Origin of the sequence: Marinobacter sp. CHS3-4, assembly GCF_030053415.1 — a bacterium.
Classification (GTDB): domain Bacteria; phylum Pseudomonadota; class Gammaproteobacteria; order Pseudomonadales; family Oleiphilaceae; genus Marinobacter.
Window position 1 is genome coordinate 1,555,077 of the sequence record NZ_JASGBJ010000001.1, and the last position, 22,067, is coordinate 1,577,143.

Here is a 22,067-nt window from a genome sequence, read left to right on the forward strand (position 1 = left end):
TTATTTTAGAAACACCCATTCTGCTGAGTCTGGAGCAAGGGCATGTCTGACATTAAAAAAGTGGTGCTGGCCTATTCTGGTGGCCTGGATACCTCTGTCATCGTACGTTGGCTACAAGACACCTATGATTGTGAAGTAGTGACATTCACTGCGGATATTGGTCAGGGCGAGGAAGTTGAGCCTGCCCGCGAAAAAGCCAAAGCACTGGGTGTCAAAGAAATCTACATCGAAGACCTGCGCGAAGAATTTGTTCGTGACTATGTGTTTCCGATGTTCCGTGCAAACACCATTTATGAAGGTGAGTACCTGCTGGGTACTTCTATCGCACGCCCCCTTATTTCCCGTCGGTTGATTGAAATTGCCAATGAAACAGGCGCCGATGCGATTTCACACGGTGCCACCGGCAAAGGCAACGACCAGGTTCGTTTCGAGTTGGGTGCCTATGCACTGAAGCCCGGCGTGAAGGTGATTGCGCCGTGGCGCGAGTGGGATCTGAACTCCCGCGAAAAGCTGCTGGCCTATTGTGAAGAACGCGACATCCCGGTCGAGAAGAAAAAAGGCAAATCGCCTTATTCCATGGACGCCAACCTGCTTCACATCTCCTATGAAGGCATCAATCTGGAAGATCCATGGGCGGAAGCCGAAGAAGATATGTGGCGCTGGAGTGTTTCGCCGGAAGCCGCACCAGACAAGCCGACCTACGTGGAACTGACGTACAGCCGTGGTGACATCGTCGCGATCGACGGCGAAGAAATGAAACCCCATGTTGTGCTGGAAACCCTGAACAAGATGGCGGGCGATAACGGCATTGGCCGCCTGGACATCGTTGAGAATCGGTACGTGGGTATGAAATCCCGCGGCTGTTATGAAACGCCGGGCGGTACCATCATGCTCCGTGCCCATCGCGCTATCGAGTCCATTACTCTGGATAGAGAAGTGGCTCATCTGAAAGACAGCGTAATGCCCCGTTATGCCGAAGTTATTTACAACGGCTATTGGTGGTCACCGGAGCGTGAAGCACTGCAGGCGCTGATCGATCAGACCCAGGCTTATGTGAACGGTACCGTTCGCCTGAAGCTTTATAAGGGCAACGTGGACGTGGTTGGTCGTAAATCAGAAGATTCGCTGTTCGACGAGAAAATTGCGACCTTCGAGGAAGATCAGGGCGCTTACGATCAGAAAGACGCGGAAGGCTTCATCAAGCTGAACGCGCTGCGCCTGCGGATCGCCGCGGGCAAGGGAAGGAAGCTCTGAAAAGGGCTCCTTTCCAAAAACAGTCAGGCATAAAAAAGCCAGCTCAATGAGCTGGCTGTAAAAACAAGGAAAGAACGAAAGTGCCTGAAAAATTCGTTTATCCGGCGGACTAAGCAGGAGGCCCATATGGCGGCGGAGGTACTACTCGGCTCCTCCACCATGGGGGATACTGCTTACATCCACGGTGTAAGAATAAGACGTGTCACCTGACTTGTCTGTGCGTGATCTGTATCTCAGTGTTACAGATTGTTTTGGGCTTGCCCGCCCTTTGAAAACAAGTGGCTAGGCGCCCTCGGCAATTTCTGGAACCGTTTCCGTGAATCGCCGCGTCTCATAGGCATCCACCAATCCCTGTACAGCCGCGCGCTCCACTTCCTGAACCGAGGGAGTGCCGTTTTGCGCGTCCGCGCGGCACAGCACCATGCCTGCTTCAACCGACAAATAGCCCGCGGTCGTCTTGAACGCCTTGTGATTGATGCCGTCGAACACTCGCCGGAAAGCGGTGGTTGTGCAGTAATCACTGTTGGGGAAGTGGGCCACGATCGCGAACTGGTTATCTCCGACGCGGCACAGAAAATCCATGGGGCGGATCAGGTGGCTCAACCGGCGTGAAATACCGACCGCCAGCTCACTGATAACCGCTGGCGTGTGCTTGCGCTTCAATTCCTGCCAATTGCGGATGCCACAAAGCACGTAGGCCGTGGCCCCGCCTCTGGATTCTGCCTGCCTCAGACACTTGCCCATTTGCTCGCGCGCGTAACGGTTGTTGCAGAGCCCGGTTTCCAGATCGATGATGTTCGTGGATTCCAGTTCCCGATTGTTTTCAATGAGCAAAGAATTGGCCTTCAGCAACGTGTTCTGGCGATCCGCCATCCGGTCCGCCGCAAAGATGCGCGGAATCAGCTGCTTGGTCATGTCAGACTTGTAGATGAAATCATCCACTCCACGATCAAACGCTTCTGACAGGGCTTCGACGCTTTCACGGGCCGTCAGCAGAATCACATAGGTGTAATGATTATCCTGCTCGTCCTGTTGTCTAACCTGATCCGTCAGTTCCAGGCCGTCCATTTCCGGCATCAGCCAGTCGGCAATCAGAACGCTTACAGGGCGCTGCTCAATGAATTCAAGCGCAGCCGTTGCGTTGTTGGCGATGCGAACGTCACGGTACCCGGCGTTGCGAAGAGTGCGGCCAACAACCATGCTGCTGAACTTGGCGTCGTCTACGACGAGGATGGGAAGGTCTAGATTTGGCATTTGTTGTCTACTACTTACCTGTATATTGTCGGATGCCATTGTCGGATGCGGGGCAGACCGGGTATTGGTATGCTTTCGCATCTTGTGCAATCAGATGGGCGTCAGTATAACGTTTTGCGGCCTCTCTGACGTGGATAAATGTAAAAAGTGAGAACCCACCATGCCTTCTTTTGACATAGTTTCTGAAATTGACATGCACGAAGTCACTAATGCCGTGGACCAGGCCAAGCGGGAGCTGGGTAATCGGTGGGACTTCAAGAACGTCGAAGCGGATATTGAGCTGGACAGCAATTCGCTGACGATCAGTGCCGAGCAGGAGTTTCAGCTGGAGCAACTGTTGGACATGCTTCGCATGGCGTTTGCCAAACGAAACATCGACACTCGTGCACTCGCGGAGGATGGCGACAGCAAAGCCGGAAAGCTGGTCAAGCAACACTTGCAGTTGAAGCAGGGGATTGAAACCGACATGGCCAAGAAGATCGTGAAAATGATCAAGGAAGCCAAGCTGAAAGTTCAGGCGAGCATCCAGGGCGATAAGGTGCGAGTCACCGGCAAGAAACGCGACGACCTTCAGTCCGCCATCGCGTTACTGAAAGAATCTGAGCTGGATATTCCATTGCAGTTCAATAATTTCCGCGACTGAATCGGGGGCGACACCATCTTTTCCGGCATCAATCAGGCGTTGCTCAAGGAAACCCTGCACACCTACACGCGCTGGCAGGTCATTGCCCTGCTGTTTCTGGGGTTCTCGGCCGGCTTGCCGTTTTTGCTGGTGTTTTCCACTCTGAATGCGCGGCTGGCGGATGTCGGTGTCGAAACCGCAACCATTGGTTTTTTTAGCTGGCTGGGTATTACCTATTCCATCAAAGTCTTCTGGGCGCCGGTGGTGGATCGGCTGAGGTTGCCGATTCTGGACAGGCTGCTTGGCAAGCGGCGCAGCTGGATGCTGCTGGCACAATCCGGTATCGCCGCCGGCCTGTATTTCATGGCTCAAGTGGATGCCACCAAAGCGCCTGAAATGATGGCCTATTTTGGCCTGCTTGTGGCGTTTTCCTCCGCAACTCAGGACGTTGCCATTGATGCCTATCGAATCGAGATAGCCGAGGAGCGGCTGCAGGCTGCGTTGGCCGCGACCTACATCTTTGGATACCGGTTGGCCTTGCTGGTCGCCGGCGCAGGGGCCTTGTACCTGGCCGAGTTCTGGTCCTGGCAGGTGTCCTATGAAGTCATGGCCCTGCTCGTCGGCGTCGGCATCGCCACGGTGCTGATCGTGCGCGAACCCCAGATTAACCACTTTGCGGTGGCGCAGGACATTGCCCAGAAAATAGAACTTGAAGCCAGCAAGCGAGGGCATTTGAACCCCCGACTGGCCAGGCTGGTTGGCTGGTTCTACGCTGCCGTTGCCGGTCCGTTTCTGGATTTCTTCAGGCGCTACAAAGAGTTGGCTATCATCATTCTGATTACGGTGGCGGTCTACCGGATTTCTGACATCGCCATGGGTGTGATGGCAAATCCGTTCTATCTGGATTTCATGGGGTTCTCCAAGACCGAAGTGGCCGATGTCACCAAGATCTTCGGCTTCTTCATGACCATCCTTGGCTCGTTGGCCGGTGGCGTACTCACGGTAAGATACGGCGTTCGCCGAATCCTCTTGGCTGGCGCCATCATGACCGCAGCAACCAACCTGCTGTTCGTCGTCCTCGCCCAGTATCCACCAAACCTCGCGACCCTGGCCCTGGTGGTCAGCGCCGATAACCTCAGCGGTGGCGTCGCCAACGTGGCGCTGATCGCTTGGCTGTCCAGCATGACCAGTGCATCGTTCACGGCGACTCAATACGCCCTGTTCAGCTCCCTTATGACGCTTCCCGGCAAGTTCCTGGGCGGATTCTCTGGCATCGTGGTGGCGGGCTACGGCTATGCTGAGTTTTTCCTGGTTGCCGGGTTGATGGGCATTCCGGCGATCCTGCTGGCGCTGTTCATGATTCGCCATGGGAAGCGTCTGGATGCCTTGGCGCCTCGGGCTGCGGAGTCTACTGAATCTTCGGAGTCTGACCGGGGAGCCTGACGGTTTGGGGGCTGGTCCGGGACCGGGTTTGTTTTTTCTTTGGAAAAAGAACTCGCTTCGCTCAGACATCTTTGTTCCGGCAGAAAAAACAAACCCGGCCCCAGACCGATTACACTGACTCGGAATCGATTAGCGACATTTGCTTGAGGTTTTTGTGGAGCAATCTCGGGAACAGAAAATATGGCGCGTTGTGGTCGCTATCCCACCGGGCTGTGTTTCCAGTTATGGTCAGGTTGCCGATATGGCGGGGTTGGGTCGACAGGCTAGGTTTGTGGGTCGGGCACTGGGGATGTTACCGGAAGGGCATTCGGTGCCGTGGCACCGGGTTATAAGGTCGAACGGTCAGATCGCTTTCCCGCTGGGCTCCGAAAAGTTCGAAGAACAGCGTCAGCGTCTCACCGAAGAAGGCGTCGTTGTTCGTGATGGACGAGTCCACATGAAAACCTTCCAGTGGAATCCTTGAGCGGCCGAACCGTATTTCGGAAAAGCTCTCGCGTTCGTCGAGTCGGCGTAGGGGGTGGTAGGAATTTTCTGCCGGAATAAAGGTGTCTGAGCGCAGCGAGTTCTTTTTCCAAAGAAAATTTCTACCACCCCCTGCGCCAGGCACCCTGAAATGAGGGCTATCGAGGTTAGAGCCGAAGCGCCCCATCCACCTCAATCATCCGCCCAGACAGATAGTCGTTCTCGAAAATAAACGCCGCCGCCGAAGCAATCTCCTCTGGCTTACCCATCCGCTTCAGCGGAATACCCGCCGTCATCCTTTCCAGAGCTTCCGGCTTCATTGAGTCCGTCATCTCGGTTTCAATCATGCCCGGCGCTATCCCCATACAACGAATGCCGTATCGGGCCAGCTCCTTTGCCCACACCGGCACTAACGCAGATACGCCTGCTTTCGACGCGGAATAATTGCTCTGGCCCATGTTTCCAGCGCGGGAAAGAGAAGCGACATTAATAATTACCCCCTGATCACCATTATTGATCATCTGGGTCGACGCTTCGCGACCGCACAGAAAAACACCGGTCAGATTCACGTCAATGACCGACTGCCACTGTGAAAGCTCCATGCGCTTTTCCACCTTCCCGTCTTTCACCTTAACTATCAATCCATCCCGCAGAATACCCGCGTTGTTGATCAGGCCGTTCAACTGCCCGAAATCCTTCATAATCGCTTCAAAGGTAGCCTCAACATCGGATTCTCTGGTTACGTTGCACTCGTAGGTTCTGGCGTCACCGCCTGCTTGTTTACAAGCTTCAGCAGCTTCGTCCAGTTTCTCGGGAATCAGGTCGATCAGCGCCAGGCGCGCACCTTTTGCCGCCAGATATTCTGCCATTGCGCGGCCGAGTCCCTGACCTCCGCCGGTAATTGCAATCACGGAATCTTGAAGTTTCATGTTTTGCCCTAAACTCTGTTTTAAGCGAGGCGGGCAGTATATCAGAGGTCCAGAGCAGTTTTGCTGACCGCGTAAAGTCGGAAGTTTTGGATGTCCGGAGGCTCTTTTGGGCGTTTTTCTGTTTCTTTTCATTGTCATGCCCATTGTGGAGATGACCATTCTTATCAAGGTGGGTGCGGTGATTGGCGCGCTGAACACGGTCGGCCTGGTCCTGCTGACGGCTGTGATTGGCGCCGCGTTGCTGCGCCAACAGGGGCTGTCCACGCTGTTGCGAGCCAATCAGCGACTCAACAGCGGTGAGCTGCCGGCCAGAGAGGTGGCTGAAGGGCTCATCCTGGCAGTGGGCGGGGCTTTGCTGCTTACGCCTGGCTTTGTGACAGATGCCATTGGTTTCCTGTGCCTGCTGCCAGGCTCCCGCCACTGGCTTGCGGGTCAGGCCCTGAAGCGTATGGTTGTTGCCGGTCAGTCACAGAGCTTCACTTTCCGCGCTGGCTCCGGCCCATTTGGCCCGGGTGGCGGTCAGAACCCGTTTGGCCGAAGTCCTTTTGATCAGGACGATGTCATTGAGGGCGAGTATCGCGACGAAACGCGGCGCGACTATCGTCAGATCAATCGCGATGATGACCCCAGCGACGAAAATGGCCCGAAACCCTAAAAATTTTTCTCTGCGGGTGTTGAAAACCGATTGGCCAGCCCCACATAGACTTCACAAGATCGCTGTGGGCCAATAACCGCCTTAAAACAGACGGTTAACGGCTCCGGCATTTAACGCAACCATCATTGCCAAACCTAACCTGACAATGGAGATACCGAGCAATGAAAATTCGTCCGCTACACGATCGTGTCGTCGTACGCCGTAAGGAAGAAGAAGAGAAAACTGCTGGTGGCATCGTGCTGCCGGGCAATGCAAAAGAGAAGCCGTCCCAAGGCGAAGTGATCGCTGTTGGCAACGGCCGCATTCTCGATAACGGCGAGACCCGCGCGCTCGCGGTCAAGGTAGGTGACACCGTGGTGTTTGGCCAGTATGCCGGTAGCACCGTAAAGATCGACGGTGAAGACCTGCTCATTATGAGCGAAAACGACATTTTCGGCGTTCTTGAGTAACACCTCGGAATGCAACAATCCGATCAATCATTGACATTGGGTTAAACGAACAGGAATAAGAGACATGGCAGCAAAAGACGTTAGATTCGGTGACAGCGCCCGTAAACGTATGGTTCAGGGTGTAAACACCCTGGCGGACGCAGTAAAAGTAACGCTTGGCCCGAAAGGCCGTAACGTGGTTCTGGACAAGTCCTTCGGCGCGCCGACCGTCACCAAAGACGGCGTTTCCGTCGCCAAGGAAATCGAGCTGAAAGACAAGTTCGAAAACATGGGCGCCCAGATGGTGAAAGAAGTGGCGTCCCAGGCCAACGACACAGCCGGTGACGGTACGACTACCGCAACTGTTCTGGCTCAGGCCATCGTTCGCGAGGGCATCAAAGCCGTCACTGCCGGCATGAACCCGATGGATCTGAAGCGTGGTATCGACAAGGCCACCATCGCCGCCGTGCAGGCAATTCGTGATCTGTCCAAGCCTTGCGACGACAGCCGCAATATCGCGCAGGTTGGCACCATTTCCGCCAATGGCGACGAAACCATCGGTCAGCTGATCGCCGATGCGATGGAAAAAGTGGGCAAAGAAGGCGTCATCACCGTTGAAGAAGGCCGCGGCCTGGATGATGAGCTGGATGTTGTTGAAGGTATGCAGTTTGATCGCGGCTACCTGTCGCCTTACTTCATCAACAACAACGACAACATGTCCGCCGAGCTGGATGACCCTTACATCCTGCTGGTCGACAAGAAGATTTCCAACATCCGCGAACTGCTGCCGGTGCTGGAATCTGTAGCCAAAGCAGGCAAACCCCTGCAGATCATCGCCGAGGACATCGAAGGCGAGGCTCTGGCGACTCTGGTTGTAAACAACATGCGTGGCATTGTGAAGGTCAACGCTGTGAAGGCGCCTGGCTTCGGTGATCGTCGCAAGGAAATGCTGCAGGACATCGCCATTCTGAGCGGCGGTACTGTGATTTCCGAAGAGGTGGGTCTGTCCCTGGAAAACACCACCATTGATGACCTGGGCACAGCCAAACGTGTCAACGTCACCAAGGAAAACACCACCATCATTGGCGGTGCCGGTGCCAACGCAGACATTGAAGCCCGCGTCGAGCAGATCCGTAAGCAGATTGAGGAAAGCTCATCTGAATACGATAAAGAGAAGCTCCAGGAACGTGTTGCCAAGCTGGCTGGCGGTGTGGCCGTCATCAAGGTGGGCGCTGGTTCTGAAGTGGAAATGAAAGAGAAGAAGGCCCGCGTTGAAGACGCGCTGCACTCTACCCGCGCTGCGGTAGAAGAAGGCATCGTGCCTGGCGGTGGCGTGACTCTGGTTCGTGCGATTGCCGCTCTTGAGAAAGTTGACGCGATCAACGAAGAGCAGAAAGCAGGTGTTAACATCCTGCGTCGTGCGATGGAAGCGCCGCTGCGCCAGATCGTCACCAACGCTGGTGGTGAAGCGTCAGTTGTGCTGAACAAGATCGCCGACGGCGAAGGCTCGTTCGGTTACAATGCCGCCACTGAAGAATACGGCGACATGCTGGAAATGGGTATTCTGGACCCGGCCAAAGTAACCCGTTCTGCGCTGCAGGCGGCGGCTTCTGTGGCTTCTCTGATCATCACCACTGAGGCGATGGTTGCAGACGAGCCTGAAGAAGAAGGCGCTGGCGGCGGTATGCCAGACATGGGTGGCATGGGCGGAATGGGAGGCATGGGCGGCATGATGTAATGCCGGCCGGTCTTCACTGACCTTCCGAAACCCTGAAAACCCCGCGTTGGTTCACACTGACGCGGGGTTTTTGTTTTTTTGTCATGAACTTGGGATATGGCTTTGCTAGACTCGGCAACCGTTCAACGATCTTAGTGACACGGAATGACGGAATCTCCAAAAAAAGCGTTCCTGCGGCCCGGCAAGGTGTTTCTACTGACGCTGGCCGGTGTGTTGGTCTACCTGGGTGCCCTCGTGTTTCTGGTGCCTGCAGGATGGCTTTGGCAACAAGCCCAGTCTCAGGTACCGCTGCCTCCTGAAGTTCAGGTCCAGCAAATCAATGGTCACCTCTGGGAAGGGGTTGCCGGTCTCGTTATTGCTGGCTTTCCGGTGCGCTGTGAATGGCGATTGAGTGCGCCGTCATTCTCCTCTTTGACACTTCCCATCGACTTTTCATTGTCGACCGGTGCTTCCACGGTATCCGGAGATTTGCGGGTAGACTGGCAGGGCAACGGTCAGGTCAACGCGCAAGGACGCATCGCAGTGTCAGAGTTTGAATCGTTGATTCGCCGCAGCGGTGGCGCCGTAATTGAAGGCGACGTCTCTATCGAACGGTTAACGCTGGCCTGGGCAGATCAGCGCCTTACCAGGGCCGACGGTCTGGGTCGGTGGGCTGGCGGAAACGTGACCTGGCCGATGGGCAATGGCCAGGGGCAAGCAGAGTTTCCTGCCATGCGAGCGACTCTGGACAGCACGTCAGAGGGTATCAATCTGTTGGTTTCTGAAGAAGCGGGGGATGGCCCAGCCGCGACGGCGACGATCCGCTGGACGGGGATGATGGACATCCGGGTCTACAAGCGAATGGTTGACCTCGCTCAGCAGCCATGGCCAGATTCAGCAAAGCCGGATGATGTTATCTTCAGGGTTCGCCAACCATTGATTCCGGGTGGGGCATTACGATGACGGACCTCTGGTTATGAAAGCGGTATCTCTCGCCACTCAGAGTCGCGTCGCTCGACTGTTGGCAAATCTTTTGCTGGTTGCGCTCGTGGTATACGGAGGGCTGACCATGGCCCGCGTTACCTGGATGATCGCCTGGAACGAGCGTCCGATGGTCGCGGCCCCGGATTCAGCAAATCAGGGCCTGGCCGGAGCGGCCGGGCGTTTGCAGCCCATGGCTGCCCACAAAATGTTCGGTCAACCAACCCGTCAGCAACCCGTGGCTGAAGTCGTCAAGCGTTCGGCGCCTGAAACCCGCCTGAACCTGTCGCTGGAAGGCGTTATGGTTGCGCAACGTCCGGAGGACTCCGGTGCTATAGTAGCGGGAAGCAACGGCGTGACCGAACATTATCGGGTCGGGGATACTTTGCCGGGGAATGCGGAATTGGCGGAAGTGGAACCGAACAGGGTGCTGATCCGCCGAAACGGTCAGTACGAGAGCCTGAGTTTTGAAGAGAAGCTCAGTACGGATCTGATCGAAGATGTCCCTCAGGAACAAAGCGGCTCTGCTGACGATTTTGTAGCGTCGGCGCGGGATCGGCTTGAATCTCAGGGCGTTGCCGCGCTGGCAGCCTTCGGGTTGCGCCCCGCTGAAGACGGCATGGGGTCGGGTTACGTTTATGACGGTTCCAATGCCATGCTGAGCGCCGTAGGTCTTCAGTCCGGCGACATGATCACGGCCATCAACGGTCAGCGGCTCGGGGATTTTGAACAGGACAAAGCGTTGCTGGAAAACTGGCGCAACGAGTCACAGATTGACATCGAAATTGAACGTGACGGCGCCATTCTTAGCGTAAGCTATGCAATACCGGAACAGTGGCGCTGAATGAACAATCAATACAGGATAAAAAGGCCAGATGTTTAACCACAAAACAAAACGATTCCAGGCCCTGATGTTGGCTTTGCTGCTCCCGCTGATGTCATTAGCGCATGCGCAGGAAGAGACCTGGCGGCTGAACCTGAAGGACGCGGACATTCGCGCGTTTGTCACTCAGGTGGCTGACATCACCGGTTACAGTTTTGTTGTGGACCCACGGGTAAAGGGCAAAGTGACCGTGCTTTCCAGTGCCCCCATGAATCGGGACGAGATATACGATCTGTTTCTGGCGGTGCTCCAGGTGCATGGCTTCACAGCGATACCTGGCGAGGAAGTGATCAAGGTCGTTCAGCAGGTGGATGCCAAGCAGTCTGCGGAATCCCTTGACCGGTTTTCAGAAACCCCGTCTGAGCAGCTGATCACCCGTGTGATTCAGATCGACAACGCCAACGCCCTTGAGATGGTCCCCATTTTGCGCCCGCTGGTGGCCAAGTACGGTCATCTGGCCGGGGTTGCCGCTGCGAACGCGCTGATCATCAGCGATCATGCGTCCAATATCCGCCGAATCGAACAGATCGTGCGGGAGCTGGACAGCCCGTCAAAGTACGAAGTGGAAGTGATTCAGCTGGAAGAAGCCTGGGTGGGCGATATGGTTGAATTGCTCCAGGAGCTGGCGCCGGGAGAACTCGGCCGTGGTGGCGGCGACAATGCGGCCCGCAAATACAGTGTAACGGCCGACGAGCGCAGCAACCGTCTGATCCTACGAGGCGACGAAAGCTTTCGGGACAAGATGCGCGCTTTGATTAATCAGCTGGATCAGCCCTCGGCGACCGGTGGTACCACCAAGGTGATTCGCCTGAAGCATGCGGATGCGGAAAATCTGACGGAAATCCTCAAGGGCGTAATGGGTGAGGTCGTTGCTGAATCTGCCGGTGGCAATGCCTCTGGTGGTGGTTCCAGCGGTGGCCGAAGTGGCTTTTCAGTATTCGCCGATGAAGGTCTGAATGCGCTGGTGGTTCGTGGCGAACCGTCGATCATGCAGGAGGCTGAGCAGATTGTCGCGGCACTGGATATCCGTCGTGCTCAGGTCATGATTGAGGCGGCGATCGTTGAGATCAGCGATGAGTTGGGGCAGGACCTTGGTGTTCAGGTGGCTGCTGGTGACGAATCTGGCGAATCCACGCCGGTTGTGGGCACCAACTTTGGCAATGTCGGCCGTAGCCTTGGCGATGTACTGGGCGCCATTTTGTCGGACTCGGTGATCGCCCCGGCGACAGGTGGTGTCACCATTGGTGCCGGGGAACGGAATGAAAATGGCGTGTCATGGGGCGTTCTGATTCAAGCACTCTCGACGTCTGCTGCGGCAAACCTGCTGTCCACGCCCAGCATTATCACGCTGGACAATCAGGAATCTGAAATCATCGTTGGCCAGAATGTCCCATTCAGAACCGGACAATCGACGGTTACGGGGGACGGCACCACCAATCCGTTTACGACGATCGAGCGCCGCGACATCGGCTTGACGCTCAAGGTAACCCCAACCATCAGCGCTGATGGGCTGGTTCGACTGGTGGTTGAGCAGAGCACCGAGAACATTGGTGACAGTATCGAATCTGCTTCGGACATCATCACCAACAAGCGTGAAATCAAGACCACTGTGCTTGCGGACGATGGTGAGACCATTGTTCTGGGTGGCCTGACCACGGATAACCTTCAGGTCAACAAAAGTAAGGTGCCCCTGCTGGGCGACATTCCGTTTCTGGGGCGGTTATTTTCGTCAGAGTCTGAGCGCCGTGTGAAGCGTAATCTGCTGGTTTTCCTGCGTCCACAGATCATGCTGGGGAAAGCAGAGTCTATCGCAGCAACAGACGAGAAGTTTAACGACCTTTGGGAAGTGAACCTGGGTGTTCGCAAGAAACTCGGCCTTCCAGACCCTGAGAACCCTCCTACTAAAGATTCCCTGTTCCGTCCGAGTGTGGATGAAGAGAATTGATTTGACCCTTAAGCCGCCGCTCAGGTCTGTAGCGGCGGCATGGGGCAATCCATCTGATCAGCAATCAGCCGGATCATCTCGTATTCTCTGGGTTTGACTTCTCCGTCTGCCAGAACGCAGTGACAACTTGCATCCAGAATGCCCGGCTTGAGCAAAGGCGACAGCCGGTTGAGATGCCAGAGTGCGTCCCGAAGTTGTGTCAACGAGATCTTGTCCAGCAGGGGTAATCGCGATTTGCCGGAATGGAAGCTCGCCATGGCTTCCTCCAACAGCGCCTGCTGTTGGTCGGGCTGGTCGGTTCCCGTTCTTGCCAGCAAGCTGAATAGCACCAGCAGATGCTTCTGAACCGAGCGATAGCTTTTGTGACGTACCGGCACCACGGCCTGAGCGTCGCCAGCCAGGTGCTTGCGCAGAAAGCTAAGAATCGTCAGCTCAAAAAGGCTGACGCGCTTATCCGCTTTGATCAGTGTTTCGCAGGCGTCAATCAAGGTATGCCGCTCTTCGGGATCCAGTTTTCGTAAGGCCGGCATGGCCAACTCGAGCGCTGGCAAACGAATACCAGGACCAAGATTGTCCAGTGCCGTAAGCAGCTTCTCCAACAGATCCGGATTCGGGGAGAAAATAGACTCAGCGTGAATCAGAGCAAGATGTTGCTTTTGGTTGGCGGTTGAAAGGCCACTGATCAGCAGTGCGTAACAGAACTGTATTGCGCCGGCTCGAGTGTAGAGCAGACCACGGAAACTGGAAGGCAGTTGCTTCAGTAGCGCCTGTGCGTATTCTTCACTGGCTCTATTGGCGGTGCCGACGCTGTCGGAAAATCGCCGGGTGTCCTTCTCAGTTTCTGTGGGCTCTCCTTTTGATGGCTGTCCCTGCGCGGCGCCCGTGGCTGCGGAAAACCCGGCGGCGGCTTCGGGCATGGGGCTGGTTGCCTGACCGGATCCATCGCTGGGAGATGTGTCCCTGACCGATTCATCCGGCTGCATGTTCCTGAAGCGACTCCTCAATCGAGGCAGTAAGCCTGGTCCAATGGCTTCAATCCGTTTTTCGATAGGCGGGTGCGAGGCCAGTAATGATGACAGTTGCATGCGCGCTGCCTCGCCAAAGCACATGTGATTCATGTCGCTTGCGTGGGTTGTGGTGTCCAGAAAACCGCCCTTGGCGCCAATTTTAAACAGGGCCCCGGCAATGCCCTCGGGGTTACGGGTGAACTGAACGGACGATGCATCGGCCAGCATCTCGCGCTGGCGGGATACGGCGGATTGGATCAGCCTGCCGAAGAAAACCCCAATATAGCCTATGGCCATCAGCGCCAATCCGACCAACCCAAAGGCAGCCTGGCCGCGGCTGTCTCGTGATGAATAGCGACGACGGCGCATAAAAGAAGCTTGAGCCAGATAAGTACCAATCTGGCCTATCATCAGAATGCCGGCGAGGATCGCAATCAGGCGAACGTTCAGGCGCATGTCGCCGTTAAGGATGTGGCTGAATTCATGGGCCACCACGCCTTGAAGCTCATCGCGACTCAGGTTGGTGAGGGTGCCATGGGTAACCACCATCACGGCTTCGCCAGGAGAGTACCCGGCCACGAAGGCGTTGATGCCGGTTTCTCTGTCCATGACGTAGAGATCGGGTACGCTGATGCCGCTGGCAATGGCCATTTCTTCGACTACATTGCGGAGCCTTCGCTCCTCGAGATCCTGGGTGGCCGGGTCAACGGGCCTGGCCCCCACCATTTTTGCCACTCGCTGTCCGCCTCCGGACAAGTCCATCCAGCGAAACAGAGAACCGGCAATGATGACGCCGACGATAGCCAGTGCGGTATAGAGCCCATGTTTGCTTACGAGCCAGTCCAGAAACGGAAGGTGAGAGGACTCACTACGGGTCGTGAAGTACGCCACTGCACAGACGGCCAGAGTTATCAGCGCGACGGCTGTCAAGAACAAAAGAACGAGCAGGCCGGTGTTGCGTCGGGCACTGGCCTGTCGTTCGAAAAAACCTTGGTGAGCCACTGTGCGTTAGCCTAGAAAGAGACTTTTGGAGCCTGACGGGCTTCCGGATTTTCCAGCTCCAGCTGAGAGGTAGGCTTGAAGGCAAACATGCCGGAGATAATGTTGTTCGGGAACTGCTCGCGGAAGGTGTTGTAGGTCATGACCGAATCATTGTAGGCCTGACGGGCAAACGAGACGCGATTCTCCGTGCTGGCCAATTCTTCCATCAATTGCTGAACCGTTTCGTTGGCTTTCAGCTCCGGATAGTTTTCTGCGACGGCGTAAAAGTTTGCCAGGGCTCTCGTCAGCATGTTCTCTGCGCTGCCCAGCTTCTGGATCTTGCCACCATCGGCAGGATCGCTGGCAGCGTCTTTCTGGGCATCCACGGCATTATTTCTGGCCTGCATGACTTCGGTCAGGGTATTGCGTTCGTGGCTCATGTAGGCCTTGGTGGACTCCACCAGGTTTGGAATCAGATCGTGGCGACGCTGAAGCTGCACGTCAATCTGGGCGAACCCGTTTTTGAACTGATTTCGCAGGGATACCAGTCGGTTGTAGATAAACACCAGGTAAAAAACAACAACGGCAATGACGATTAAGCCAATAATCGTGGTCCCCATAGCGACTCCTTTCAGGGTATTCGGTAGTGAGTATCAGTGCAGGTCAAAGACCGTGCGATTGTTCAGTGATCTTGCTGTGGAAAGTCTCAACAAACTTTTCGAAATCCTGTGATTTCAGAGGCTTGCTGAAGAAATACCCCTGAGCAAGCTGGCAGCCTCTCTGGGCCAGATAGTATTCCTGTTCGGCGGTTTCGACACCTTCTGCAACGACGGTCAGGTTCAGACTCTTGCCGAGGTCAATGATGGTATTGGCAATTCGGGTGTCTTCCTCATTGACCAGCAGGTCACGAATAAACTGTTTGTCGATTTTCAGGTGCTGTACGGGCATCCGTTTGAGGTAAGTCAGGGACGAATAGCCGGTACCAAAGTCGTCCACAGCAATGCTGATGCCGGCCGAATGCAGACGTTTCAGCTTGTCCACCGCCTCTTCTAGGTTGGTCATGAAGCTGGTTTCGGTAACTTCCAGCTCAAGACGCCCCGCCGGGATATTGTGGCGGTGCAGAGTGTTCAGAATATCATCAACAATGGTTTCCTGACGCAGCTGAACCGCTGAGAGGTTAATGGCAATTCGCAGTGGCATACCACCGCTTGCCCATTTCGAGGCCTGCTCGCAGGCCTGGTCCAGCACCCATTGGCCAATTTCAACAATGCGGCCATTCATTTCGGCGGCAGGGATAAAATCGTCCGGTGGCACCAGCCCGCGTTCAGGATGTTCCCAACGGATCAGTGCTTCAGCACCAATGACACGGTGTGTTGCAAGGTTGATCTGCGGCTGATAAACAAGATGGAACTCGTCCTTTTCCAGAGCAATGGAGAGATCTTTTTCAAGTTGCTTCCGTTCGCGGATTTCCTGATCGACACTGGCAACGAAAAATTGGAAATAGTTATGGCCGTCTTCTTTGGCAAGAGCCATGGTCTGCTCTGCGCTCTGAAGGAGGCGGTCGGCCTTCTCGGCGTCCCCGGGGAACAGGGCAATACCCAGCGTTACCGTCATGGAAATGGTCTGATCCTCGAAGACCATGGGTTTGCTCAGGCAATTAAGAATACGATCGCCTGTGTCAGCTGCCTGGAATCCATCACGAAGGCCTTTTTCGACGATAACAAACTGGTCACTTCCCAGGCGGCCGAAGGTGTAACGGGTGCCGGTCAGGTTGTGGGTGAGCCGGTCTGCGACGGTTTGAAGAATCTGGTCGCCGGTTCGGAACCCACACTGTTCGTTAATGGACTTGAAGTCATCAATGCCGCAGCAGGTAAGAGACAGCACCGTATTCTCTTTCTGGCATTCTTCGATGTCCGCCTGAAGCAGCTCCATAAAGGTGTCACGGCTGGGTAGACCTGTCAGTTGGTCGTAGCGGGCTAATCGGTTTACGCGATCTTCCGCTTCGCGATGACGGGTCTGGCTGTCACCGATGGCCACCAATAGATTGTTGGTGGCATTCACCCACAGGCCGAGTTCGTCGTCTTTGTGGCCGGGAGGCAGGTCGATAAGCTTGTCATCCGGCCGATCCGGATCCACCTGTTTTACCGATTCAACAATCCGCAGCAGAGGGCGGGTCAGCAAAAGGTGGAAAACAACGAACAGCACCATGCCCAGTATGACGGCAGTGGCTATAACAGATGCGAAGGTAACGGTGGCGCGCTCAAGCCAGGTGTAGGCGATGGGGCCGGTGTCGTAGTGAAGCTCCAGGTACCCGTAGATGCTTTCCGGGTCAGATTCGCGAGTCAGTTCGCGGGTGTAGTGACGGTCGGCATCGAAAATGGCATCCGTCAAAGGACGAAACGACATGGTCTGCAGCGGGCGGTTTCGCTCACCCAGGGGCTCGCCGTCAGGATGGGTTATTCTGGCCAGATGAATGGCCTCCTGAGCGAATAGGCCATCCACCACCTGCTGCGCCAAATCACTGTCGATACTGAATACAGCCTGCGTCGAGGCATCCTCAACCAGTTCCATGGTCTGGCTGGCTTGAGCATCCAGCAAGTCAGACACTCTGGCGGCGTCCAGGATCACCTGAACCGAACTCACGATAACGCCACTGATCAACGCGACGGCGAGTATCCAGCGAAGAACTCGATACCCCAGGCGATGTTCTAGCTCAAAAGAGTTCTGCATGAAGGTCCGTTATGATCCATTCCAGGTTCTTGGGCCCGAGTCTCTTGCGAGTGAGAGTGGTCGGTCCCTAGTCTGTATTTGTTCTTGTCTCAGTATGGATGAGATTTCTGACTCTGCATCCAGTATCCGCAATTCTTTCAGATAATTCAGGGATCTGATGTGAATTTTTGTAAGACCAGTTATACCTCAGATACAAAAACGCCCGCAAATTTGCGGGCGTTTTTGTGGCTAATGAGGCTGATACTGCGCCAGCAATCGATATCAGGCCAGGTTTTCGTTGACGAAGTCCCAGTTTACCAAGTTCCAGTAGGCTTCCAGGTAGTTTGGACGGCTGTTCCGATAATCAATGTAGTAGGCGTGCTCCCACACATCAACGGTCAGTACAGGCTTGTCTGCGCCTGTCAGCGGGGTTTCCGCGTTGCTGGTGTTCACAATGGCAACACTGCCGTCTGGTTTCTTGACCAGCCAGGTCCAGCCAGAGCCGAAGTTGTTTGCGGCCTTGTCATTAAATTCTTTCTTGAAATCTTCAAACGAACCGAAGGCTTTTTCAATGGCGTCCTTCGCAGCGCCGGTAGGCTCGCCACCACCGTTCGGGCTCAGGCAATGCCAGAAAAAGGTGTGGTTCCAGATCTGCGCAGCGTTGTTAAACAGTGGGCCGCTGGCGCTTTTGATGATGTCTTCCAGGGGCTTGTTGGCGTCGTCCGTACCTTCAACCAGGCCATTCAGTTTCGTGACGTAGGTGTTGTGATGCTTGCCATAGTGATAGTCCAGCGTCTCTTTGGACATGTGTGGCTCAAGTGCATCTTTTTCGTACGGCAGTGGGGGAAGTTCAAATGCCATGAGGTTGTTCTCCCTGTCTCTCTGATTTATGTGAATGACAACACTTCAATATAAGGCTGACATTCGCTATATCAACCCTTTGAAGTCAACGAACTTTGAAACTCGGGGCTTCCCGGCAGAAACTGCGCGCAGTTTTTTACCCGCCAGACCAGCTCTTCGTAGCTGTCGGCAAGGATGTTGACATGCCCCAGTTTGCGCCCTGGCCGCTCGCCCTTGTTGTAAAGATGAACATGCGCATAGGGAAGCTCAAGAATACGATCGATCTCGCCGTGTTCGCCGATGATGTTGATCATACAGCTGACACCACGGGCCGCTACATTTCCCAGCGGATGGCCACTAACGGCACGTATGTGGTTCTCAAACTGACTGGTCATGGCGCCCTCGATGGTCCAGTGGCCGGAGTTGTGAACTCTTGGCGCCATCTCGTTGGCAACCAGGCCGTCGGCGGTTTCGAACAGTTCAAGAGTCAATACGCCGACGTAGTCCATTTCGTTCAACAGCGCTTTCATGTAGCGCTCTGCATCTTCCTGCACGTCGATCGCGAGGTCCGGGGCCGGGGCAATGGAATAGCGCAGAATACCGTCGTGGTGAGTGTTCTCCGCCATGGGGTAGAAAGCCAGTTCACCGGACTCTGAACGCACGGCGATGATGGATACTTCGCGGCGGAATTCGACGAACTTTTCCACGATCAGTCGCGAGTGATTGATCGAACTCCACGCCTCTTCGGCGTCTTCCGGAGAACGCAGCACGGCCTGGCCCTTGCCGTCATAACCTTCGGTGTTGGACTTCGCCACGACTGGGCAACCAAGGGTTTCAGCCGCTTCCCGAAGGGACTTTGCATCGGTGGCGATTTTCCAGTTGGGGGTTGGAATACCGAGGTCACCGAACAGGGTCTTCTCGGCTTCACGATTCTGGCAGATCTGAAGGGCGCGCGGGCGAGGGTGCACAGGTTTCTCGGCAGCGATCTTTTCCGCCACGTCGACGGGAAGGTGTTCGAATTCGTAGGTCACGCGATCAACCCGGGACAGAAAATCGTTTAGATACTGCCCCTCGCGGTCGACCATTACTTCGCCCAGACCAGCACTAGGGCTGCCGGACATGTCATAGAAAACAAAAGTCTTGGCCAGCGGGTAGCCAGCCAGTGCCAACATGCGTCCGAGCTGGCCAGCTCCGAGAACACCAATTCTCATTCGTCGTCTCCTACAGTTTGGAGGCAATTATAAATGGTCGGTGAGCAGGTGGGGAGCCTTTCCCAAAACTGTGCGGAGCCATGGATGGCGGAGCCCAAGCGTACATGGACGTATTTATAGCGTGTTTTGGGAAAGGCTCCCCACCTGCTCTTGCACCGGATTTCAGTCACTGATCACGGGGATCAGGGTTGTCCAGAATCGTTTGGGTTTGTGTTGACCTGAATTCGTCCACTGCCTTGCGAACCTGCTCGTCGAACGTGCCAATAATCTGTGCAGCCAGGAGTCCGGCATTGGTTGCGCCAGCTTTACCGATGGCCAGTGTGCCAACGGCAATGCCGCCCGGCATCTGGACGATCGACAACAGTGAGTCCAGACCGTTCAGCGCCTTGGACTGCACAGGCACGCCGAGCACCGGCAAGGAAGTCTGTGACGCAACCATGCCCGGAAGATGGGCAGCGCCACCGGCGCCAGCGATGATGGCCTTCAGCCCCCGATCAGACGCCGACTTGGCGTAATCGAACAAAAGGTCGGGCGTGCGATGGGCAGAGACCACTTTGGTCTCGTAGGGAACGCCCAGCTTTTCCAGCATGTTCGCCGCATGTTCCATGGTGGGCCAGTCAGACTTCGAGCCCATGATTAGACCTACAAGAGGCTGCATATAAAACAGTCCTGAATCGTTGGAAAGCCGGCCATTGTATGAAACGCCATCAAGCCATGCAAACTGGCACACGGGCATTTGAAGCGTCCGGGCATACGGGTATTATCAGGGCTCAAGCTAATCAACGTCCATAGACCGGAGCTGTAATGGAGCCTATCCGACCCGATGATGATGAGTTGCGAGCCAACCGAGGCGAGCAGCGCCAGGAACAGAAACCCAGGAAGGAGAAGCCAAAGGCCACCAAAAAAGTCAGCAAAACCACCGGTGGGCCTTCCGGGATGGTGTCTTTGATCATGCTTCTGGTCGTCGCTGGCGCGGGGGCGTTCGGCTGGTATCAGCAAAGCCAGCGGATTGTGCAGATGGAAAGTCAGCTGGAGGAGGCCGATTTCTGGGCGAGGCAAAGCAAGCTGGCGCTCGCTCGATTTGAGGGGGAGTTGTCAGAAACCGGTGAAGACCTTCAGGAAGCCGGTCAGTCTATTGAGCAGCGCTTGACCTCTCTGACCGAAAGGTTGGATACCGCTGACAGTGAAATTCGCAAACTGTGGGGGGTTGCCAACGATCGTAATAAGGCCCGCCTGAATGACCATGAGTCACAGCTTGAATCGCTCAGGAATTCGTTAGCGACAGTCACCACAAAACAGGACCAATTATCCGGATCGGTCAATCAGCTTGAGTCCTCGCTTGCTTCTGAGATCCAGTCAGTTACCTCAACGTTGTCGTCTCAGGGTGAGAGACTTGAACGTCAGGCGGCTGCCTTGGGGAAGGTGGAGGAGGCGCTGGCGTCTGTTGACGAGCAGATCGACTCTCGACTCACTCGCTTTAAGCGAGAGCAGAAGCTGACCATAGATGGCCTTGAGGGGCGTATCGAGACTCTGGAAAAGACGACGCAGAACCTTTCAGGGTCGGAGTTGGCGTCACTTCGTTCGGAGCTTTCAAATCTCAAGCAGACGGTGTCCTCGATAGACGCGTCCCGCGCTCAGCTTACCTCCAGGCTTGTGAGGCTGTCTGAGGAGGTGGCCCAGTTGCGATCCCGGGTGAGCGGCCAGTAGTGGCTGCTCATGTAACAGTTTGTAGCGATCTCTTGCGGTAGCTCTCAGTTCTGACGATTCGTTGTTGTTAATATCCGCTCAGTCACCACAGGATGAAGAGTGAAGAACAATGACGAATCGGTATTCTTTCTTCCGTCTACCTCTCAATCAACAGCGGCCAGTTCAGCGCTGGAGATCCGGCCGGGCACTGGCGGGTATCACCCTGTTGTCGCTGCTTCTGGGTCTCTCAGGCTGCAAACCCTATATTTCGATTGGTAAGAGTGTGGGTGGTTTTGTGCATCCGGTATCCGGGCACGATTTCGTCCATATCGAGAATGACCAGTGGGAGCGCGACAATGCGCTGCTGTATTTCTATCGTCCCCACTCCCAGTGGGCGTCGGAAGAAATCGAGTCTCCCAGCGTTTACATCGATGACGCGCATTACTTCAATTTCCGCAACGATAGTTTTACCTGGCTGGAAGTCAGCCCTGGCTCCCGCCACATCCAGATGCGTCGGCCGCTTCTGGGTCTGGAAGGCCTGGGCTCATTCAGCTTGAGCATGATTGTTGATGCGAAACTGAACGTGGAGCCGGGTCGAATCTACTATTTGCGATACAGTGAAGTGGAACCGCCGGAATCTAATCATCCCGAGTTGGCAGAGGATCACCCGCTACGCTCTGGCGACCTGCAGCTGGTCACGCGCGAATACGCCATGCAAGCCGAGGAAATTGTTTCAACTCGATTCCTGAACAGCGATCTCCTGGCGCCCAATCATGCGGCGGTATCCATTGTTGAGACCAACGAGGACGACGATTACGAACGTCGGGTGGACATTCTTGAAGAAGAGCGTGAGGCAGAGATTGAGCGTCTGAAGGCTGAAGGAAAATATAACGAGCCTTCCTGGTTCTGGCCCTTTGGTGGTGGCCCGACAGTGGAGCTTGAAAGCGACAAGAAGCTGCAAGAGCTCGAGAGCGATTATGCCGCGCTGGAAAGAGAGCGCGAGCGCAAAGAGGCGGCCGAATCAGGTGATGGCTGGTGGATTTTCTGATCACCCGCAGAT

Annotated in this window: 20 protein-coding genes; 12 read left to right on the forward strand and 8 right to left on the reverse strand. The window is 55.4% G+C overall.

The window, feature by feature from the left end; all coding sequences use genetic code 11:
• Window positions 1-42: 42 nt before the first annotated feature.
• The gene (locus QLQ17_RS07170; RefSeq protein ID WP_283208861.1) at window positions 43-1,254 is read left to right on the forward strand and encodes an argininosuccinate synthase; all 1,212 of its coding nucleotides are present in this window, start codon (window positions 43-45) and stop codon (window positions 1,252-1,254) included.
• 282 nt (window positions 1,255-1,536) lie between these two features.
• Here QLQ17_RS07170 and QLQ17_RS07175 read toward each other — a convergent pair whose 3' ends face one another.
• Window positions 1,537-2,508, reverse strand: coding sequence for a response regulator (locus QLQ17_RS07175; protein ID WP_283208862.1), 972 nt, complete (start codon window positions 2,506-2,508; stop codon window positions 1,537-1,539).
• Window positions 2,509-2,668: 160 nt separating this feature from the next.
• Here QLQ17_RS07175 and QLQ17_RS07180 point away from each other — a divergent pair, with 160 nt between their 5' ends.
• The 3 genes from QLQ17_RS07180 to QLQ17_RS07190 all read left to right on the forward strand — a co-directional run bounded on the left by QLQ17_RS07180 (window position 2,669) and on the right by QLQ17_RS07190 (window position 5,036).
• Window positions 2,669-3,151 carry a YajQ family cyclic di-GMP-binding protein gene (locus QLQ17_RS07180; protein ID WP_283208863.1) on the forward strand — a complete coding sequence of 161 codons (483 nt, stop codon included), beginning with the start codon at window positions 2,669-2,671 and terminating at the stop codon, window positions 3,149-3,151.
• Window positions 3,152-3,190: 39 nt separating this feature from the next.
• The gene (locus QLQ17_RS07185; protein WP_283208864.1) at window positions 3,191-4,573 is read left to right on the forward strand and encodes an AmpG family muropeptide MFS transporter; all 1,383 of its coding nucleotides are present in this window, start codon (window positions 3,191-3,193) and stop codon (window positions 4,571-4,573) included.
• A 154-nt stretch (window positions 4,574-4,727) separates the two neighbouring features.
• Window positions 4,728-5,036 (forward strand): MGMT family protein, encoded by a 309-nt coding sequence (locus tag QLQ17_RS07190; RefSeq protein ID WP_283208865.1) that lies wholly within the window; start codon window positions 4,728-4,730, stop codon window positions 5,034-5,036.
• Window positions 5,037-5,202: 166 nt separating this feature from the next.
• Here QLQ17_RS07190 and QLQ17_RS07195 read toward each other — a convergent pair whose 3' ends face one another.
• Window positions 5,203-5,964: an SDR family oxidoreductase gene (locus QLQ17_RS07195; protein WP_283208866.1), complete on the reverse strand. Its 762-nt coding sequence runs from the start codon at window positions 5,962-5,964 to the stop codon at window positions 5,203-5,205.
• 106 nt (window positions 5,965-6,070) lie between these two features.
• Between QLQ17_RS07195 and QLQ17_RS07200 the strand changes: the two genes are divergently transcribed.
• From QLQ17_RS07200 to gspD, 6 genes are all read left to right on the forward strand, one after another.
• The gene (locus tag QLQ17_RS07200; RefSeq protein WP_283208867.1) at window positions 6,071-6,619 is read left to right on the forward strand and encodes an FxsA family protein; all 549 of its coding nucleotides are present in this window, start codon (window positions 6,071-6,073) and stop codon (window positions 6,617-6,619) included.
• A gap of 161 nt (window positions 6,620-6,780) precedes the next feature.
• On the forward strand, window positions 6,781-7,068 hold the full coding sequence (gene groES, locus QLQ17_RS07205) for a co-chaperone GroES (RefSeq protein WP_283208868.1): 288 nt from the start codon (window positions 6,781-6,783) through the stop codon (window positions 7,066-7,068).
• A 64-nt stretch (window positions 7,069-7,132) separates the two neighbouring features.
• Entirely contained in the window at window positions 7,133-8,785 is a 1,653-nt protein-coding gene (gene groL, locus QLQ17_RS07210; RefSeq protein ID WP_283208869.1) for a chaperonin GroEL, read from the forward strand.
• A gap of 144 nt (window positions 8,786-8,929) precedes the next feature.
• On the forward strand, window positions 8,930-9,727 hold the full coding sequence (gene gspN / locus QLQ17_RS07215; RefSeq protein ID WP_283208870.1) for a type II secretion system protein N: 798 nt from the start codon (window positions 8,930-8,932) through the stop codon (window positions 9,725-9,727).
• A gap of 13 nt (window positions 9,728-9,740) precedes the next feature.
• Window positions 9,741-10,589 carry a type II secretion system protein N gene (locus QLQ17_RS07220; RefSeq protein WP_283208871.1) on the forward strand — a complete coding sequence of 283 codons (849 nt, stop codon included), beginning with the start codon at window positions 9,741-9,743 and terminating at the stop codon, window positions 10,587-10,589.
• Window positions 10,590-10,620: 31 nt separating this feature from the next.
• Entirely contained in the window at window positions 10,621-12,573 is a 1,953-nt protein-coding gene (gene gspD, locus QLQ17_RS07225; RefSeq protein WP_283208872.1) for a type II secretion system secretin GspD, read from the forward strand.
• A 20-nt stretch (window positions 12,574-12,593) separates the two neighbouring features.
• Here the strand turns inward: gspD and QLQ17_RS07230 are convergent, their stop codons facing one another.
• The 6 genes from QLQ17_RS07230 to purE form a co-directional block, all read right to left on the reverse strand.
• The gene (locus QLQ17_RS07230) at window positions 12,594-14,582 is read right to left on the reverse strand and encodes a M48 family metallopeptidase (RefSeq protein WP_283208873.1); all 1,989 of its coding nucleotides are present in this window, start codon (window positions 14,580-14,582) and stop codon (window positions 12,594-12,596) included.
• A gap of 11 nt (window positions 14,583-14,593) precedes the next feature.
• A complete protein-coding gene (locus QLQ17_RS07235; protein WP_283208874.1) occupies window positions 14,594-15,181 on the reverse strand; it encodes a LemA family protein in 588 nt (195 codons plus the stop codon).
• A gap of 43 nt (window positions 15,182-15,224) precedes the next feature.
• Window positions 15,225-17,291, reverse strand: a complete 2,067-nt coding sequence (locus QLQ17_RS07240) for a putative bifunctional diguanylate cyclase/phosphodiesterase (RefSeq protein WP_283208875.1) — start codon at window positions 17,289-17,291, stop codon at window positions 15,225-15,227.
• A gap of 261 nt (window positions 17,292-17,552) precedes the next feature.
• Window positions 17,553-18,131, reverse strand: coding sequence for a superoxide dismutase (locus QLQ17_RS07245; RefSeq protein WP_283208876.1), 579 nt, complete (start codon window positions 18,129-18,131; stop codon window positions 17,553-17,555).
• Between the two features lie 71 nt (window positions 18,132-18,202).
• On the reverse strand, window positions 18,203-19,321 hold the full coding sequence (locus tag QLQ17_RS07250) for a 5-(carboxyamino)imidazole ribonucleotide synthase (RefSeq protein ID WP_283208877.1): 1,119 nt from the start codon (window positions 19,319-19,321) through the stop codon (window positions 18,203-18,205).
• 166 nt (window positions 19,322-19,487) lie between these two features.
• Complete coding sequence (gene purE / locus QLQ17_RS07255; RefSeq protein WP_283208878.1) at window positions 19,488-19,979, reverse strand: 5-(carboxyamino)imidazole ribonucleotide mutase; 492 nt, start codon at window positions 19,977-19,979, stop codon at window positions 19,488-19,490.
• A 146-nt stretch (window positions 19,980-20,125) separates the two neighbouring features.
• On the opposite strand from purE, the gene QLQ17_RS07260 reads away from it, so the two are divergent.
• Window positions 20,126-21,028 carry a GumC domain-containing protein gene (locus QLQ17_RS07260; protein ID WP_283208879.1) on the forward strand — a complete coding sequence of 301 codons (903 nt, stop codon included), beginning with the start codon at window positions 20,126-20,128 and terminating at the stop codon, window positions 21,026-21,028.
• 109 nt (window positions 21,029-21,137) lie between these two features.
• Entirely contained in the window at window positions 21,138-22,055 is a 918-nt protein-coding gene (locus QLQ17_RS07265) for a DUF2846 domain-containing protein (protein ID WP_283208880.1), read from the forward strand.
• The last annotated feature ends 12 nt before the right edge of the window (window positions 22,056-22,067 follow it).